Below are 17,523 nucleotides of genomic sequence, written 5' to 3' on the forward strand. Positions count from 1 at the left end.
AAGGTTCGGTTGTCGTTATGTCGCGCAAGAAAACTGCTGATATCGCCATCATTGGGATCGGTTGCCGCCTGGCACCCAATATCAGAAATGTCGATGAACTCTGGTCGTTTCTCTGTGCGGAGGGTGAAGCGGTCACGGATATTCCCGAGGAGCGCTGGAGCGTCAAACGCTTCTACGCCGAGGAAATCGAAGCCCCTTCGAAAACCTATATGCGCAGGGGCAGTTTTCTTAAGAGGAACATCCACGAATTCGAGCCGCTCTTTTTCGGAATTTCTCCGAGGGAAGCGCAGATCATGGATCCGCAGCAGAAACTGCTGCTCGAAGTCACGTGGGAGGCGATGGAGAATGCCCGCGTTGTGCCTGCGAGGCTGGCAGGACACAAAACCGGTGTCTTCATCGGCATCTTCGCTGTCGATGCGCATGCCCATACGTCGAGCCCCTATAATCTTCCGACGGTGCGCGACCATTTTGCGGCGACGGCAACACCGTCAACCATGCTCTCTGCCCGGCTGGCGCATGTCTATGATTTGCAAGGCCCTTGCATGTCGATCGACACGGCCTGTTCTTCATCGCTTGTGGCACTGCATCAGGCCTGCCGCAGCCTGAATGAGGGCGAGACGGATGTGGCTATCACGGGTGGCGTCAGCCTCATGATCTGCCCCCAGACCTCGATTTTCATGTCCAAGGGACACTTCATCGCCCGTGATGGACGCTCGAAGAGCTTCGATGCTGCTGCAGACGGCTATGGCCGAGGCGAAGGCAGTGTGGTCTTCATTCTCAAGCGCCTTGAGGATGCAGAGCGCGATGGAGATACTATCCACGCCATTGTCAGTTCGACAGGCGTGAATTCGGATGGCCGTACGCAGTTTCTGACCTCACCCGATGCCGGGGCTCAGTCGCGACTCATGACCGAGGTTCTGGAGGCGGCGCAGGTTGACCCCGCCGACGTTGCCTATGTCGAAACCCACGGCACCGGCACGCCCGCCGGCGATCCGATCGAAACCTATGCGCTGGCGCAATCCATAGCCCGTTTCAAGGATGAGAAGCTGGTTATCGGGGCGATCAAGGCCAATCTGGGTCATACCGAAGCAGCAGCAGGCGCGCTGGGCACGCTCAAGGCGGCCTTGTGCCTGCGCCATCAGGAAGCGCCCCCGCAGCCGCGGCTACAGAATATCAACCCGTCCATCCACCTCGATGAATGGAATCTCGATGTGGCACGTGGAGGCATGCGGTCGCTCGCCACCACGAAGTCCGCGCGCTATGCTGGCGTCAATTCTTTCGGCTATGGCGGAACGAATGCGATTGCCCTGCTGCGTCGTCCCGAGACGAAAAAGAAGGCCACGGGCCGTAAAGGCACAGCGCAGCGGATCAATGGCAAAATCCCTTTTCTGCTGACGGCCTTTTCCAAAACGTCGTTGCCTCTCATGGCGGCAGCCTATCGTGAGCGTCTGGACGCCAGCCCGGCACCTGCCCTGGGCGATCTGGCTTTCAGCCTGGCGACATCGCGTACGCTGTTCCGCAACCGTCTTCTCATCATGGCGCGCGATGAAAAGGATCTGGGTGCAAAGCTCGATTCCTATTTGCAGGATCAGCGTCAGGACGATGTGTTCCAAGCCAGTGTCGAAGCACAATCCGGGCGTGGCATTGTGTTTGTCTATTCTGGCGTGGGGCCGCAATGGTGGGGTATGGGGCGCTATCTGCTGCACCACGCGCCAGAGGCGGTTCTTGCCAAAGCACGACGCTGCGATACGATTTTCAAGGCAATTTCAGGCTTTTCGATTGTCGATGAAATCCTGAAAGAAGCAGAATTCTCGCGTATCGATAATACGGCCATCCTGCAGCCTGCCATCTTCGTGATTCAGGTTCTGGTGACCGAATATCTTGCCCAACAGGGTATTCTGCCCGATGCTGTTCTGGGTCACAGCATGGGCGAGGTAGCCGCTGCTTATGTGGCCGGTGCGCTGAGCCTAGATGACGCCGTCACCGTCATCTATTATCGCAGCACGTTGCAAGGCACGCTTGATGGCACGGGACGCATGCTTGCTGTGGGGCTGTCTGCCGAAGCCGCGCAGGAAGTTATTGCCGAACAGGCGCCCGAACTCTGTGTGGCGGCAATCAATGCGCCCAACACCTGCACCCTTGCCGGACCGGAGGAAGCAATCAGGACGCTTTCTGCCCATCTGTCGCAGAAGGGGCTGTTCAACCGCATTCTGAATGTCGACGTGCCATTTCATAGTGCCGTCATGGATCGTATCGAAACCGATCTGAAAACGGCACTGAGCGATCTTTCGCCCAGAGCGGCGACCACGCCATTCTATTCCACCGTTCAGGGTGCACTTACGGCAGACGAGCATCGCGTCGATTCCGATTACTGGTTCAAAAATGCCAGACAGCCGGTTCTTTTCGCGTCTGCGGTCGAGGCCTGTCTCGCTGACGGCTTCACGCAATTTGTCGAAATAGGTCCGCATCCGGTCATCGGGCGGTCTCTCAAGTCGGTGGCAGACAAGCAGCAGGCCAAGCTGAGCGTCATCAGCACGCTCAATCGTCAGGAAGACGAAGCCAAATGCCTCGAAAATGCCGTCGCCAACATTATCCTTCAGACGGCGCGTCTCGACTGGCAGGCCATCACGGCGGGTGCGCTAATCGATCTGCCATCCTATCGCTGGTCGCGTGAGGAATGTTGGATCGAAAACGAGCGCGAGAAGCGTTTTCGACAGGGCGGCAACGGTCATCCGCTGATCGGATTTGGCGCCATGACACCGGGAAAATCCTGGGTGGTCGATCTGACAGAGCTTGGCGTGCCTTGGCTCAAGGACCACTGCATAGACAATGTGATCCTGCTGCCTGCGGCCGGGTTCATCGAATCCGCCCTCGCGGTTGGTCATGAGGTCGAGGGTCAGACCGGCATCGTGCTCGAGAATTTCGAAATCCTCGCGCCTCTGGTTGTGCAGACTGGCGATAACCCGGTCATGCATCTTGTCTATGACGAGCTGAAAAAGACTCTGCGCTTCTTTAGTGCCAAGGAAGAATACAGCGAGATGTGGCTCGACCATGGACAGGTCGATATCCTCTCTGCTGCGCCCTGGCCCATGCCGGTCATCGACAGGGAGGAGGCGCGTGAATGCCTTGCCCAGGGTCATGACGGGGCAGCCCTGTATGAGAAGATCCGCGCGCATGGTTTCCATTACGGACCCAGCTTTCAGACGCTGCAGCGGTTTACCGTGCAGGGGCGTGTTGCCTATGCAAGAATAGGGTTGAACGAGGCAGAGCTGGGGGATGCTGAGGCTTATCATCTGCATCCGGCCCTGCTCGATGGCGCCATGCATGCCCTGATCGGTCTGGTGCCTGAAAGCTTCTCTGACCACATGTATGTGCCGGTCGGTTTCGAGCGTCTGAGTTGTTTTGCCAAGGGGCTGAGTGAGATCGTGGCCCGGGTCGAGATCACGACCATCAGCCAGAGCCTGATCGAGGCGACACTGCGGCTTTACACGACCGAAGGGATGCCCGCTGCCGAAATCAGGGGGCTACGCCTGGCCGAGGTGCCCCGTGTACGCAAGGAAGCCGCCAAAGCGGTTGAGACCCAGCAGTATTTCACCAAATGGACCGAGACAGAGGCCTCGATCCTCTTCGCGGAACCCAAGACCCTTCTCATTGCCGGGCATAAAACGGCCGCAGTCAAAAAACTTGCTGCGCTGCTCGAGGAGAATGGTGTCACTGTTCTGTCGGTGCCACGGTCAGGCGCCATCACAGCAGAGACGATCGGACTTGAACCCGGTCTGACGCTCGATGCCGTTCTGTATAGTGCGGACACTGCGCAGGATAACGCGTTTGACGCAATCATCGATCAGATCAACGCACTGGTGAAATTCAGCAACCGTCTCTCGCTCGAGAATGTCGAAAAGCAGCCAAAACTGATTTTTGTGTCGGAAAACTCCCTGTTTTTCGACCCTGAGGACGTGCTTGCCAGAACGGCCCGTGTGAATGCCGATGGCGCGGCGCTTGTGGGTTTCTTCAAGGGGCTGGTCGATGAGCGTCCCGATTTCCGGGGCAAGGTGATCGATGTCGACACGCTGTCCACGCCCGATGCATTGGCCGCTCTAGCCGCTGAAATCCTGAATGAGGATTCAGAAGCCGAGGTGGCCCTGCGCGAAGGGCGGCGTTTCGTGCCGCGTTTCATGCCGGTTGAGGGGCAGCCTGACAGAAATCTGGCCCAGTTGCCCGGTACCCCCGGCATCAAGCTGCAAAAGAGCCGGACGGGCACGCTGGATGGTCTTTATTACAAGGCTTTCGACGTGCGTCCTCCGGGGCGTGGCGAGATCACGATCCGCATCCTGGCGACCTCTCTCAATTTCAAGGACATGCTCAAGGGCATTTCGGTTCTGCCCGAAAAATTCCTGCTCGACACCTATCATACGGTCGAAATGGGCATGGAATGCTGCTTCGAGGTTGTGGCAGTCGGCAAGGGGGTCAAGCGCTTTGAAGTCGGCAAGCGCTATCTGACCTGCCATCCGGGTTGCTTTGCCTCGCACATGACACTGCCGGTCAAGGGCTTTCGTGTCATGCCACTCGATTTGTTCGAAACGGCAGGGCGCCCCCTTACCGTTGCCGAAGCGACGGGTCTGCCCATTGCGATCGCAACCGCACTCTACTGCCTGCACGATCTTGCCCATCTCAAGAAGGGTGAGATCCTGCTCGTGCATTCCGCAGCAGGCGGGGTCGGGCTTGCCGCGATCGAAATCGCCAAGATTATCGGTGCCCGCATCTTCGCCACGGCGAGCAATGACGAAAAACGTCAGATCCTGCTCGATCGTGGCTGCGAGGCTGTGTGGGATTCACGCAGTCTCGCTTTCTATGAGGGCATTCTGGATGTGACCGGCGGCAAGGGTGTCGATGTCGTGCTCAACAGCCTGCCTGGTGAGATGCAGGCTCATAGCCTTGCGCTGCTGTGCAATACCGGGCGTTTCGTTGAAATTGGAAAGAAGGATATCTGGGAAAAGCGCGATCTCTCCCAGTTCAGCTTCAACGGCAATGTCTCGTTCCACAGCTTCGATCTCGATCTGATGATGGCCAATGACCATCGCAAGGCCGTGTCGATTTTCGATCGTATCCCCTATCTCTCACGCAAATTCGACACGGTCATATTGCCTCACAAGGTCTATCCGGCGTCCGAGGTGCGTGAGGCCTTCAAGTTCATGTCGTCGGCAAAGCATATCGGCAAGATCCTCGTTTCCTACGAGGATCTTGCTGATGTCCGTGCCCAGCGTCAGCCTGTCAGGCCGATCGATCCTGAAGGGGCTTATCTAATAACGGGTGGACAGGGCGGGCTGGGTCTTACGACTGCCGCCTGGCTGGCCGCCCATGGTGCGCGCCATCTCCATCTGATGGGGCGCAGCAAGCGTGATGACGCCGAGACATTGGCAAAGATCAAGGCGCTGAAAAAGGCTGGTGCCCGCGTCACGCTGCATTATGGCGATGTCGCCACTCTGGAGGATCTGGCGCGCATCAAGGCCGCCATTCTGGAGGCAGGTCATCCGCTGAAGGGCGTTTTCCATGCAGCCGGTGTGCTCGATGACAGGCTGGTGTCGAAATATACCGAAGAGAGCCTGCGTCGGGTGCTCGCCCCCAAAATTCTCGGCGGCCGTCATCTCGACGAACTGACGCGCGACTGCCCGCTCGATTATTTTGTGCTTTATTCGTCCATCGTTACCGTGACGGGCAATATCGGTCAGAGCAGCTATCTTGCCGCCAATACCTGGCTCGATGCGCTGGCCAGCGCGCGGCGCAAGGCGGGGTATCCTGCGCTCTCGGTGCAATGGGGACCGATTGCCGAAATCGGCATGCTGGCGCAGGAAGGCAGCGTTGTGCAGTTTTTCGAAACTGCGGGCTTCCGGCTCCTTCAGGGCGAAGAGGCCTTGTCGCTTCTGCCGGACCTGCTGAATCGCGACCGCGATACTGTGGCGGCGCTCGCGATCGATTGGGAAACCTGCTTTACCCAGCACGGGGGCATTGAGCGCAACCCGAAATTCGCGCTCATCCGCCGTGAAAAGAATGATCGCAATTCCTCAGCACAGAAACTCGCCCATCTTCAGGCACTTTCACCGGAAGAGCGGTATGATTTCGTTCTGGAGAATGTGAAGACCATTCTGGGCAGCGTGCTGAAAATGGCGCCCGACAGCATCGATCCAGGGGCTCGTCCCAATGAGCTGGGGGTGGATTCCCTTGCTGGCGTCGAGATTCAGACGGCCATCAAGACCGAGTTCAATGTCGAGATCTCCCTGCTGGTGCTTTCACGCAATGAACCTATCCGGGAAATCGCTAAAAACGTATTGCGTCAGATCAGTCTGAACGCTCTGGCCTCTGCCTGAACTCATCAGGTTATGCACGCAAAAAGCCGGGAGGAACTCCTCCCGGCTTTTTTTGTTTTCGGCGACGGCTTCTGATGTCAGTCGTGCTCGATTTCCATCGTCTCGCCGGGCAATTCCTTGGGTTCGATCCACGCGATTGCGCCAACCACGACGCTCGATCCGATGACGAAAAGCTGGGCCGAGAGAGGCAGGCCAAGCGAACGCCCGCAGACAGGCACGAGCTTGCCCGCCAGGCCCTGCCCGAGCGACCCGATGGCATAGCTCAGCCCCATGCCGAAGCTGCGCGTATCTGAAGGAAAACGCTTTGCCAGATAATGCGGCACAAGAGCGAAAACGCCTGAAGCCGCAAGCCCCATGATAACGGCGGATATCAGCAGCACCGGATAGGCACTGGCGCTCAGGAATGGATAGATCGTCAGTACGACCACGATCAATGTGCCGATAATGACGCGCAGATCGCCAAAACGGCTGGCAAGCGCCCCGCAGCCGAGCTTGCCGACAAGCGAACCGATGCAGAAGCAACCGATGGGCCAGAAGACCATGGCCGGGCTCAGATGATGAACACTGCGCAGGATGGTGGGGTACAGGCTGTAGATCGCCGCTTTCTGGAACTCCAGAAACGACATGAGGGCGATGGCCTGTACCGCCGCCATGGTCAGGACGAATTTCACCTTTGCCGCAGGCGCAGCCTCGGTGGCGTTGAGACGCTGTTCCTGCTTCAGTTTCCAGACCGGGCTCTCCTGCACGCCGATACGGATAAAGAGAGCGAGCAAGGCAGGGGCGAGGCCGATGAAGAAAAGCAGGCGCCACGAGTAATGCGGCAGGATGATCGCCTGTGCCGCGGTTGCTGCGAGAAAGCCCAATTCATAGCCCGACATCATGATGGCCGATGCCATGGCGCGGCTTCGGCCCGGCACGCTCTCCATCAGCAGGGCAGCTGAAGCAGTCCATTCGCCGCCAAAGCCGATACCGAACAGAAACTGGATGACAATCATGCTGATCAGGCCGTTGGAAAAGCCGGTCGCAGCCGAGAACACGCCAAACCAGAGCACCCCCAGAAGGAAGGCGAGCCGACGTCCGTAGCGATCAGCCAGCCAGCCCCATCCCGTATTGCCTATGGCCCGGCCAAGACTCTGGGCCAGCAGGACCGACCCCATGGCGCTGATCGTCACTCCGAAATCATGAGAGATGTCAGGCAGTGTCAGAAGCAGGGCCGTCTGGTCAAAAGCGTCGAGAAACCAGCCGAGGAAAGCCGCAATCGTGACGCGCCAATAGGGCTTGAGGGCGACGAGTGGCGGGTAGGCAAGGAGATGTGACAGGGGCGAAGGGCGGGCGGAGGCCGACATGGTCTCGTCCTTGAACAGAAAGGAAAACGAAGGGAGAGCGACGTAAGCGCGTCAGATAGCGGACCGTTTCACTCCCTATTCTGCATTGCCGTTTCTGAAAAATCGAGTCCTGATCTCACGAGCGCGTGTGCTGCGGGTGATCAGGACAGCATGTTTGGTGATGGTTAACAGCTTGTTAGAGGTCTGCTGTTAACGTCTTTCCCTGTGCCATAATGGGGAAAAGCAGATGCATGACACGGGGCAGTCCGGATTTGTCCCGGGTTCAGGCGAACGGGACGCCGATCGGGTGGGGCCTGTGTCTTTCTCGCATGAAAACCATGCTCCGTTGCCCAGCGGCCTTCCTGCCCCTGCAAAGGGAGCGGCAGGAAAAGGCGCACGAGGCCCAAATGCCTCCGGCTCTCGTCGAATCCGCACCGGGGCAAAAACCAGGGCACGCCTGCAGGTGCCTGAAACGCGCTGGATAAGTCGTTTCGGCCTGCGCGACGACGCCGTTCATCAGATCGGATGGGAAGCAGAGCCTGATATTTCTGCCATTGTCAGGCATAGACGCCAGGGCGAGATGCGACCGCGCCCTCAGGGTTCAGGCGTTGCCGAAACGGATCTGACGCGACTGCATGAGATCTGTCGACAAACGGCCCCACTCGTGACCTCCGCAAAAACGGCACACTCAATCACCATGACACTCGCCGACCCGATGGCACCTGACAATGATTTCGTCTCGGCATTGCAGAAAATCTTCGCAGAGACGGCGTTCCCTCCCGAAGCGTTGCGACTCACGCTTCATGAGCAGCGTCTCGCTGCCGATAGTCGTGATCTGGCTCTGGCTCTTGCCATTCTCATTGACTGGGGGGTCGAAATCTGGGTGACCCGCTTCGGGCAGGATCCTTCCAGTCTGAGTCTGCTTCGAGAGCGTGCCGCATCTGGTCTTGTTTCAGGCATCAGCATGGATGCCGCCCTCGTCATGACACCCACCGGGTTGTGGCGCCCCCTCGATTCCAATCCCCCTCCCGACAGGCTCGACCCGGTGGCGACGCGGTTTTTCGCTGCAAGCTGCGAGGCAATGCATGCTCTGGGTCTCAAGACCCATCTGGGCCGGATCACCTCTTCGGCGCAGTTCGCCTTTGCGCTTTCCGCCGGGTTTGACGAAATGGGGGGACATTGCCGCGAGCTTGACCGTATTGCGTCTCGTGAGGCACTGCCCTGTCCCTGACGCAGGGCTCACTGGCTTGATTGCAGGGCATGTCTGGCGTCGGGTGCAGTCCTCTCTCTAGGGGAGCGCCCATAACGTGAGTTTAACTTGCCCTGCAACGACTTAACCTGTTCTGCGCTAGGTGCTGAAGAGAAGGAGAAGAGATGGCGCAGGCAGATGCGGTCTATGACCGGTATTTCCAGACAGCCCTTGATGGGCTCAAGGCAGATGGCAGCTATCGGCATTTCGCCGAGCTCGAGCGTCACGCAGGCCAGTTTCCTCATGCCTATCATCATGGGTTGAAACGCGACATCACGGTCTGGTGCTCCAACGACTATCTCGGCATGGGTCAGCATCCTGACGTGCTCAAGGCCATGCATGAGAGCCTCGAGCGCAGCGGCGCCGGGGCTGGTGGCACACGCAACATCTCCGGCACCAATCATGAGCACGTGGCGCTCGAAGCCGAACTTGCCTCGCTGCATGGCAAGGAAGCCGCGCTGTTGTTCAACTCGGGCTATCTGTCGAACTGGGCGACGCTCGGGACAATTGCTGCCCGCCTCAAGGGCTGCGTCGTACTTTCCGATGCTGCCAACCATGCGTCGATGATCGAAGGCATACGCCATTCCCGTGCGGAAAAAATGATCTTCCGCCATAACGACGTGGCCGATCTCGAGGAAAAGCTGAAGGCGATTCCTCTGGAGACACCCAAGATCGTGGCGTTTGAGTCGGTCTATTCGATGGATGGCGATATCGCGCCTATCGAAGAGATCTGCGATCTGGCCGACCGGTACAACGCCCTGACCTATCTCGACGAGGTCCATGCTGTAGGCCTGTATGGCCATCAGGGTGGTGGCGTAGCCGAAGAGCGCGGCATAGCGCATCGGCTCTCGGTCATCGAGGGGACGCTCGGCAAGGGCTTCGGCGTTGTCGGTGGGTATATCACCGGCACAGCGGCACTTTGCGATTTCGTGCGCTCTTTTGCCTCAGGGTTTATCTTCTCCACGGCGTTGCCGCCGATGGTGGCCGCAGGCGCGCTCGCCAGCATCCGCCATCTGCGCCAGAGTCAGGCCGAGCGTTCGGCGCACCGTCAGGCCGTCGCCTGGCTACGCGAGAGCCTTGATCGCGCGAATATCCCCCATCTGGCTAATCCGTCTCATATCGTGCCGGTCATGGTGGGGGATGCCACGCGCTGCCGGGCGCTTTCCGACGCGTTGCTGCAGCGCTTTGGTCATTACATTCAGCCGATCAATTATCCGACCGTCCCCCGTGGAACAGAGCGCCTGCGCATCACGCCAGGCCCGCTGCACAGTCGCGAGGATATCGACTCTCTCGTATCGGCGCTTTCGGTTCTATGGCGTGAACATCGTCTGACCGCAGCGGCCTGAGTGGCATCGGGGGTGTCCTGCACCCCCGCTCCTGCTCTCGCCTGAGACCCCGACAGTGCTGGCGCTGCAACGGTCGCGGCGGTGCCCGCGTTCCGCCTGGTGCCATGTCGATGGGGGCGGCCTTGCGCCGCTGCGCATTGCCCGGCCTGCCTGCTCTGTTATAGGCAAAGGCCTTCATTTCGATCTGTCTCCCGCAAGGAAGTCTCCGATGCTGCCCATTTCACGAGCACCATCGTGCCGCGCCCTGTTCGCGGCGCTCATGATTCTGATGTCCGGTCTCTTCGCCGGTATGGTGCCTTCTGCCCAGGCGCAGACGGCGCCCGCGACCACGGCGGCGCCTCATATTACCGCCGAACAGGCCAGACAACTCGCCTCGGTTCTCAATGACGAGACCAGACGCAAGGAATTTCTCACCACCTTGCAGAATCTGACCCAGGCGCAGCAGGGCGGAACCCAGGGAGCGAATGGCCCCTCGAAACTGAAGCCGGACGGGTTGGGCGCGGAGATACTTGGCAGCGCGACCGACTGGAGCCGCCTTGCCAGTGCGCAGGCACATTCGCTGTTGCGGACGGTTGTCGATGTCCGTGCGATTGGCCCCTGGTGGCGCCATATGCGCAACAGCGAAGCCGATCGCAAGGAATCCCTGAAGCTTCTTCTTCGGGCGCTGGGGCTCGCTTTTGTCAGTACGGGCCTGTTCTATGCGCTGCGTTTCCTCCTGCGTGGTCCTCGCGGACGGATCGAGGCCATGGCCCGCATCAAGGGGCGCGCGGCCCTGATCAAGGGGGAGGACGATCGTCAGGCGGCTGAGGAAGCGGTTGAGCGTGAGGCCGCCTCGACACCTTCCGAAGCCACCGGAGAGTCGGAAGAAGGGCAGGACAAGGAGCGTCTGTCGCGCTTGCGTCATCAGGGGGCACTGGCCCGCCTCATGCTGGTGCTCAAACGTCTTCCCTACAGTCTGCTCTGCCTGATTCTCGACAGCCTGCCTGTGCTCGTTGTGCCGTTCATTGCGCTGCTGATCATCGTGATCGACCCCGATGCCGATGAATCAACCACGGCGCTGCTGCGTGCGCTCAGCATAACGGCCCTGATCGCCGGTGGGCTGATCGTGGCCGTCAGGACTGTTCTGGCGCCCAGGCGCCCTTGGCTGCGCCTTGCCCTGCTATCTGACTCAGCTGCCGTCTTTCTGTTCGACTGGACGCGGCTGCTCGTGATCACCACGGGCATCTCGGCAGCAGCCCTCGAGACGCTCGATGATTGCGGCCTGCCGGATCGTGTTGTCGAGGCCCTGCTCAAGATCGTAACGTTAGTGCTGCATCTGATGGTTGCCGTCATGATCATGCGCAGCCGCCCACGCGTCATGCGTCTGTGTGACCGGGGCGACAGACGCGGCATCGGTGCTAATGCGCTCCATTTGTTCGGTCGCGTCTGGTGGGTTGTCGCGTTGTTCTTCGATATGGGGCTCTGGCTGGTCTGGGCAGCCGAGATCCATCATGGCTATGCTGCGATCTGGAAGCTCTTTCTGCGCAGTGCTGCAGCGCTGGTTCTCATGCGCTTTGTCAGCATCATCCTTTATGGCGTGCTCGAGCGCGTGTTCCGTACCGCACCGGGCTGGGTGGCGCTCAGCGAGGATACCCAGACCCGTTTCAGCCGCTATTATGCACCGGCTCAGCGCGTGACCTCTGTCGTGATCGTTGTGCTGACGGTCCTGGCTCTCGCCAGCGCCTGGGGGGCTCCGGTCAAGGCATTGTTCGGCGTCGGAGGGCTCGGCTACAGGCTGATCTCGTCTTCCATGACTGTTTTGATTGCGCTGTTTCTTGGCGTGCTCGTATGGGAGGCGACAAACCTCACGCTTGAGCGCTATGCCCGCAAGGTCGGGGCGCTCGAGGGAGGGGCCGCCCGTCTTGCCCGCGTGCGGACACTGCAACCGATGATCCGTATTGTGTTGCTGGTCCTGCTGGTGGCTGTCATCGGCCTGACGATCCTGAGCGAAATCGGTGTGAACGTGGCACCGCTTCTGGCAGGGGCCTCGATTTTCGGCGTGGCGCTCGGTTTCGGATCGCAGAAACTGGTGCAGGATTTCATCAACGGCATTTTCCTTCTGATGGAAAACGCCCTGACGGTTGGCGATGCCGTTACTCTCAATGGCACCTATGGCGTGGTCGAGCATCTGTCGCTGCGTACCGTGCATGTGCGCGCCAATGATGGCTCGATGAATATCTTTCCCTTCAGTTCACTCGGCCAGATCATCAACTACAATCGCGATTTTGCCAGAGCGATCATCATTGCCGAGACGGGCTATGAGACCGACACGGATGACGTTGTGGCGGCCATCAATGAAATCACAGCAGAGATGCGTGCAGATGAGCGCTTCGGTACGCTCATCATTGATGATTTCCAGATGTGGGGGGTGGATGCGCTCAACCAGACCTCTGTGACCGTGCGCGGTACCTTGCCGACCACGACGGCGGGGCGGTGGCCCGTCCAGCGCGAGTTCTATCGCCGCATGAAAAAGACCTTCGAGGCGCATGGCATCCATCTGCCTTATCCGACCCGCTTTGTTGAGGTGAAGGGGCTCGGTCCCGTGCCGCAGAAAGAAGAGACGGCCGAGCGATCACCGGGCCAGAACACGCAGGAGGCAGGCGCCTGATAGCGCCGCCTCTGGTCAGACGAGAAAAGCCCTGGGGCCCCAGACAGATTGAGACTTGTGCTGGTGCCTTAAACGGCGAGCAAGGCTGAAAAGCATCTGGATTGTCGTCAGCGAAAGGGAAGGCTCAGGCGTCGCGCAGGGCGCTTCGGAGTTTTTCCTCAAGCACCGCCGAGGTAAAGGGCTTGGGCAGGATGTTAATTTTTTCGTCGGTTTCCTGTCGGTTGAAGAGTGCCTGCTCGGCATAGCCGGTAATGAACAGCACCGTCAGACCGGGGCGCAGGACACGCGCGGCATCGGCAAGCTGGCGGCCATTGAGTCCCCCTGGAAGCCCGACATCGGTAATCAGCACATCGAACAGGCGCTCCTGATCGTTGAGCAGGGCAAGGGCCGCCGTGCCATCGCCAGCTTCCTGAACGATGGCCCCCCAGTCTTCGAGCGTCTCGCGCATGGTGAATCGCAGCGTTTCCTCATCATCGACAAGCAGCACCCGCAAGTGACGGAGAGTCTCATCGCCACGCGCGTGTTCCGGCTGTTTGGCCACTGCGGGAAGCGTGGTCGCATGGCTCGGAAGCCAGATATGCACGGATGTGCCGAAATTGGGTGTCGAGGCAATGCTGACGCGACCGCCTGATTGCCGGGCAAAACCATAGATCATGCTTAGCCCAAGCCCCGTTCCCTTGCCGATCGGCTTGGTGGTGAAAAACGGGTCGAAGGCTCGGGCCATGACATCGGCGCTCATGCCCACGCCGGTATCCGTGACCGAGAGCACGAGGTAGCGGCCGGGGCGCAGTCCCCATTCTTCTGCCTGGAGAATGCCGAGCTTTGCATAGGAGGTCGCGATGCGCAGTGTGCCGCCGTCTGGCATGGCGTCTCTGGCATTGATCGCCAGATTGAGCAGGGCATTCTCAAGCTGGTTCGTATCGACCAGAGCCGGGCCGATGGCCTGATCCAGTTTCAGTTCGAGTACGGCACCGGGGCCGATCGTGCCGCTGATCAGATCCTGCATGCCCAGAATGAGCGCATTGATATCGGCGGGCTGTGGATCAAGCGTCTGACGGCGCGAGAAGGCAAGCAGACGATGGGTCAGGGCAGCGGCCCGATCGGTCGCGCCTCTGGCGGCCACGATATAGCGATCCAGACCGTCGGTGCGCCCTTGTTCCAGTCTTCGGCCGAGCAGGTCGAGGGCGCCGCCGATGCCAGCCAGAATATTATTGAAATCATGGGCGAGACCGCCGGTCAGCTGACCAACGGCTTCCATTTTCTGCGACTGGCGCAGCTGGTCTTCGAGCGCGATACGGTCATTGACGTCACGCCCGATCAGATAGATGTCGTCACCCTCGGTGGAACCGGACCAGTTGAATGTGTGCCATTCTCCATCCTGATGCAGAAAGCGCAGATCAATCCCGTGTTCGAGCTGCCCGGCGCGCAACATGGTGAGAGCTTCGGCAGCGCGTGCCATATCGGCCGGATGCACGAGCTGCTCGATCTTGCTTCCCATCCAGCTCAGCGCCTTGGGGCCGAAGCAACGCTCCCAGCTGGGATTGAGATAGCGCAGCTTGCCGTCACGATCGGTCAGGGCGAGCAGATCGGCGCTGATGGCCCAGAGACGATCGCGTTCACGGGTGCGACGCAGAACCTGCTCTTCAAGCGTCTCGTTCATGCGGCGCAGGGCTTCCTGAGCGCGTACCTGTCTGATGGCTGCCCAGCTTCGGTCAGCGACGGTTCTGACGAATGAGAGTGTGATCTCGTCCCAGCAATGGGGGTGGGCGAAATGCACGATGATTACGGCACGCAGCGTCCCGTTTTCCATGATCGGAACATTGAGAAGCGCACTGATCCTGAGGGGCGCGAAAGCCTCGGCCTGTTCGGCGGTCAGCGGGTCGGTGCGCACATCGTCGATGGCGACGCATTCGCCGCGTTTCAGCAATTCGATGTAGGAGCCGTAGGCCCGGAACGCATAGAGCCCTGAAACATCAGGGAAACTGGTATCCCGTCGCCAGCTATCGGTCACATGCGCCAGTTCGCGCTCCCGATCGACATCGGCGAACCCGGCGCGATCGGCCTCTATTGTGAGGCCCAGCGTGCGCGACGTCAGTTCGACAATCTCTGCCTCGCTGGTAAGCGCGCGTAGTTCATCGCCAAAAACGACAAGGGCTTCGCGCTTGAGCGTCTGCCGCTTGGGGCCGTCGATATCAAGCAGGATACCAGGGAAATTGCTGATCTCCCCCTGCGGATCATAGGTGCACGAGCCGTTCGCCTCGAGCCAGCGTGCAGGGCGTGTGCCGTCATCGAGCAATCTGAACTCACAACGAAACTGCTTGTTTTCGCGAAGGGCGACGTCGAGCGCTGCCTCGATATCAGGTCTGTTTTCCGGGGCGGCATGCTGAAGCAGGCGCTCGAAACTGACGCCTTCGGCCAGCTCGTCAGGCGGCAGGCCGAGTGTTTCGGCCATACGCAAATCGCCGCTCACCAGCTTTCTCTTGGCGTCCCACAGCCACATACCGACAATCGTGCCTGCAGCGAGAGCGAGTTCGAGGCGTTCATGCTCCTGATTGGCGAGAGTCATGTCGCGCGAGATGCCCAGAATGCGTTCGGGCTTGCCATCGGGCCCCAGAATGGGCGCTACGACGACGTCCCATAGCCGCTTTCGCCCGTCGGCGGTTTCGACGTAATCCTGAAAATGGCTGGTTCGGCCGGCGCGCGCGGCCTCAATGACCTCAAGCGCCAGAGCACGACCGCGTTCCTGCCAGACATCGGGCCAGTAAACGCCGATCATATCTGATGGTGCACACAGATTGAGCACGAGAACGGCGCCATGATTGACGAAGGTAATGACGCCATCGAGGTCGAGAATTTTTACGCAGTCATTCGCACTGACCAGCATCGCATTGATGAAAGCCTGGCTTGTTCTCAGGGCGAGTCTGTCATCATGGCCGATATCGATCAGCGTGCCGGTGCAATCCTGACCATGGGGTTGTGCACTGATATGGACACGGATCGTCTCATTATCAGCGCCCCGCAGGCGCACGCCCGCCTGCGGGGCGCTGAAAAGCCATTCGACCGGTGACAGATGAGGGGGTGGGCGATCATCCTCATGAATGCAGGCAATGAAATCAGGCCAGGTCACACCCAGCCGCAATGCCTCGCGGGACAGACCGCAAAGAGAGGCCATGCGCGGATCGCCGGTAAGCTTGCCGGTCTCGGCACTCCACAGAAAGAAGCCCAGCTGTGCCAAGGGGCTCTTTTCAACATGCGAGGCGGGGTGTGTCTGCACGGTGGTGTCTGTCCGGGCAGGGGGGGCATGGTCCCCCCCATAAAGGGCGCCGAGCAGCAGCGCATGGGCGTGGATCGTGCGATCATGACGGCGCTCCATCTGTGAGCGTCGGGTATTGATGGCGATCGCTCCCGAAACCGGGACGCCAAAAGGATAAAAGGACCAGCCGGAAAAGGACTGCACGCCCTCTGAGGGGGTATTGCGCGCCCAGTCATGCTCCTGCCAGAACGCAAGATCGGGATAGCCATGCCGGTTCGGATCGACATGGACAGGTTGCCCCTCACCAATCCGGAGAAGCGAGAAACAGATATCGGGAAAGGCCTCGCGCAGAGGCTGGAGGGCATGATGGTGGAGCCCGCCGTCACTGCTCGACGGGTCTGCCCCTGCGTGCTCCATAAGCATCATGATGATCGCCCCCCGCTTTCAGGCACCCCGGCATTCAGGGGGAGGGAGGGCGTCTTCGGAAGGAATGCCGACGGGCCCGCTCAACCAAGACGAGTCATAGCGTCAGAAGCATCAATACGTAAACACGGAATTAAGGACGGCTCAGATTGACGCCGTCAATCCACCGTCAACTGTCAGTATATGGCCGTTGACGAAGCTGGAAGCATCCGATGACAGGAAAACCGCCGCGCCAACCAGCTCTTCTGCCTTGCCCCAGCGCGCGGCAGGAGTGCGCTGACAGAGCCAGGACGAGAATTTCTCATCGGCAACCAGCGCTGCATTCATCTCGGTTTCGAAATACCCCGGTGCAAGACCGTTGATCTGAAGGCCGTGGCGGGCCCAGTCTGTTGCCATCCCTTTGGTCAGCATCTTCACCGCGCCTTTTGTGGCCGTATAGGGGGCGATGCCGGGACGGGCGAGTTCGCTCTGGACCGAGCAGATATTGATGATTTTGCCACGATTGCGGGCAATCATGTGACGCGAGACAGCCTGGGCAACGAAAAAGACCGAGCTGAGATTGGTCGAGATCAGGCGGTCCCATTCATTGCGCGGAAACTGGTCGAGCGGCGCGCGGAACTGGATACCTGCGTTATTGATCAGGATATCGATTGGCCCTTCCTTTTCGACCGCTTCGATACCGGCAATGACCTGATCCTGATCGGTCACGTCGAACACGGCGCCCCGTGTTGCGATTCCTTCCTGCTCGAGCTTGGCGCGGGCGGTGTCCAGCGCGTCAGCCTTGCGCCCGTTGAGAATGATCTCGGCGCCAAAACTGCCCAGCCCCTGCGCCAGGGTAAAGCCGATCCCGCGTGAGGCGCCGGTAATCAGGGCGCGTCGACCCTTGAGGGAAAACAGAACAGGGTCGGACATCGC

7 protein-coding genes are annotated in these 17,523 nt (G+C 59.7%); 4 read left to right on the forward strand and 3 right to left on the reverse strand.

Annotation, left to right across the window (positions count from 1 at the left end):
• The first annotated feature begins 17 nt into the window (after positions 1–17).
• On the forward strand, positions 18–6,365 hold the full coding sequence (locus AAID99_RS00765; RefSeq protein WP_498492773.1) for a type I polyketide synthase: 6,348 nt from the start codon (positions 18–20) through the stop codon (positions 6,363–6,365).
• A gap of 77 nt (positions 6,366–6,442) precedes the next feature.
• Here the strand turns inward: AAID99_RS00765 and AAID99_RS00770 are convergent, their stop codons facing one another.
• Positions 6,443–7,711 (reverse strand): MFS transporter, encoded by a 1,269-nt coding sequence (locus AAID99_RS00770; RefSeq protein WP_188424680.1) that lies wholly within the window; start codon positions 7,709–7,711, stop codon positions 6,443–6,445.
• Positions 7,712–8,153: 442 nt separating this feature from the next.
• Here AAID99_RS00770 and AAID99_RS00775 point away from each other — a divergent pair, with 442 nt between their 5' ends.
• The 3 genes from AAID99_RS00775 to AAID99_RS00785 all read left to right on the forward strand — a co-directional run bounded on the left by AAID99_RS00775 (position 8,154) and on the right by AAID99_RS00785 (position 12,932).
• Positions 8,154–8,921, forward strand: a complete 768-nt coding sequence (locus AAID99_RS00775) for an EAL domain-containing protein (RefSeq protein WP_188424682.1) — start codon at positions 8,154–8,156, stop codon at positions 8,919–8,921.
• A gap of 143 nt (positions 8,922–9,064) precedes the next feature.
• Complete coding sequence (hemA, locus tag AAID99_RS00780; protein WP_188424683.1) at positions 9,065–10,285, forward strand: 5-aminolevulinate synthase; 1,221 nt, start codon at positions 9,065–9,067, stop codon at positions 10,283–10,285.
• Between the two features lie 208 nt (positions 10,286–10,493).
• A complete protein-coding gene (locus AAID99_RS00785; RefSeq protein WP_498492776.1) occupies positions 10,494–12,932 on the forward strand; it encodes a mechanosensitive ion channel family protein in 2,439 nt (812 codons plus the stop codon).
• A 124-nt stretch (positions 12,933–13,056) separates the two neighbouring features.
• Here the strand turns inward: AAID99_RS00785 and AAID99_RS00790 are convergent, their stop codons facing one another.
• Complete coding sequence (locus AAID99_RS00790) at positions 13,057–16,611, reverse strand: PAS domain-containing protein (protein ID WP_498492778.1); 3,555 nt, start codon at positions 16,609–16,611, stop codon at positions 13,057–13,059.
• Positions 16,612–16,752: 141 nt separating this feature from the next.
• Positions 16,753–17,520 carry an SDR family oxidoreductase gene (locus AAID99_RS00795; RefSeq protein WP_498492780.1) on the reverse strand — a complete coding sequence of 256 codons (768 nt, stop codon included), beginning with the start codon at positions 17,518–17,520 and terminating at the stop codon, positions 16,753–16,755.
• Positions 17,521–17,523 lie beyond the last annotated feature (3 nt).

It is taken from the genome of Asaia sp. Ae19-3, from assembly GCF_059801175.1.

What these genes read in the sequence shown, in the direction of transcription:
- AAID99_RS00790 (WP_498492778.1), bottom strand. Translation starts at nt 16,611, where the DNA reads ATGATGCTTATGGAGCACGCAGGGGCAGACCCGTCGAGCAGTGACGGC.
- AAID99_RS00795 (WP_498492780.1), bottom strand. Translation starts at nt 17,520, where the DNA reads ATGTCCGACCCTGTTCTGTTTTCCCTCAAGGGTCGACGCGCCCTGATT.
- AAID99_RS00785 (WP_498492776.1), top strand. Translation starts at nt 10,494, where the DNA reads ATGCTGCCCATTTCACGAGCACCATCGTGCCGCGCCCTGTTCGCGGCG.
- hemA (WP_188424683.1), top strand. Translation starts at nt 9,065, where the DNA reads ATGGCGCAGGCAGATGCGGTCTATGACCGGTATTTCCAGACAGCCCTT.
- AAID99_RS00770 (WP_188424680.1), bottom strand. Translation starts at nt 7,711, where the DNA reads ATGTCGGCCTCCGCCCGCCCTTCGCCCCTGTCACATCTCCTTGCCTAC.
- AAID99_RS00765 (WP_498492773.1), top strand. Translation starts at nt 18, where the DNA reads ATGTCGCGCAAGAAAACTGCTGATATCGCCATCATTGGGATCGGTTGC.